General features: G+C 75.5%; 1 protein-coding gene and 1 pseudogene. Both read right to left on the reverse strand.

Translation table 11 applies throughout. The features are described from left to right. Positions 1–60 precede the first annotated feature (60 nt). The gene (locus HW445_RS33955; RefSeq protein WP_308800270.1) at positions 61–513 is read right to left on the reverse strand and encodes a GNAT family N-acetyltransferase; all 453 of its coding nucleotides are present in this window, start codon (positions 511–513) and stop codon (positions 61–63) included. A 54-nt stretch (positions 514–567) separates the two neighbouring features. After that, positions 568–903 (reverse strand): annotated as a pseudogene (locus HW445_RS33960) (RidA family protein); the annotation flags it as partial. Positions 904–1209: the final 306 nt, after the last annotated feature.

Raw genomic sequence — 1209 nt, forward strand, 5'->3', positions numbered from 1 at the left:
GGGACCGCGGCGCGTCCGTGACGGGCCCCTCCCGGCGCGGGCGGGCCGGCGCATCCGCCGTCAGGGACGCCACACGTACCGGGCGTCCGGTTCGCGTTCCTCGTTGCGGGACCCGTCCGTCCGCTCCCGGGCCACGAACCCGTGCCGCTCGTAGAAGCGCGCGGCCCGCTCGTTCACCTGGAACGTCCACAGCTCCAGGCCGTCCGGCCGCTCCGCCTTGGCCAGCTCCACGAACCGGCCCCCGAGGCCCCGGCCCTGCCGGCCGGGCGCGAGGTAGAGCTGGGCCAGCTCCGCACCGTCGAGGACCATCACCCCGACCGTCTCGCCCTCCGACACCGCGACCCAGGTCTCCATGGACGGCACCACCACGTGCCGGAACCACGCGCGGACCTCGTCGTCGGTGTGCGCGCGCCGCACCGTCGGCAGCGCGGCGTCGTACGACCGCAGGTACACCTCGGCGGCGGCCGCGGCATCCGCCTCGCCGGCCCGGCGGAGCACCACCTCCGGCACCACGGCGGTCGCGGTGATCTCCACCAGCTGTCCGGCGTACCCGAGGCAGCTGACGCCGAGCAGGGTGGAGGAGTGCGGCCCGTTCGCCGGGACGGAGGCGGACACGACCTCCCAGACCCGGGCCAGCACCGCCGGGTCGTCGCTCACCACGTACACCTCGGTCCGCACCACGTGCGCCGGGTCGCTGCCCACCGCGGCGAGCTGCCGCCGCAGGTTCGCGACGGTCCGCTCGGCCTGGAGCACCGGGTCGCCCTCCCCGACGAGCCTCCCGTCCGCGTCCAGCGGCACCGTCCCGGCGAGGAAGGCGAGCCTGGCCCCGGCCTCCACCACGGAGACGTGGGAGTAGGAGGGAGGCGGGAAGAGGCCCGGGGCGGTCACTACGCGCTCGATCATGTGGTCTCCCGTGGGTGATGTCGGTCCGCACACCGCGGAACTCGCACGATCATGGAGGCCGGCGGCCGCCCGCCGCACCCCGATAAAGGCGTCGCGCAAAGGCGTCACGCATCCGCAACACCGCTGTTCGCGGCGGTTCGCGAGGGCTCGGTACGGTGGGTCCGTCCCGCTCGGCCGACGACGCCCGAAGACGCCCACCGCACCCGACGGGAGTCTCCGTGACCGCACGACCCCGCACCCCGCTGCCGCCCTGGCTGGCACACGCGCTGGCCACGCGCCGTGAGCCCGTCCCCTGGGGAGCCGTGG

The organism is Streptomyces sp. UH6 (assembly GCF_013421635.1).
Lineage (GTDB): Bacteria > Actinomycetota > Actinomycetes > Streptomycetales > Streptomycetaceae > Streptomyces > Streptomyces abyssomicinicus.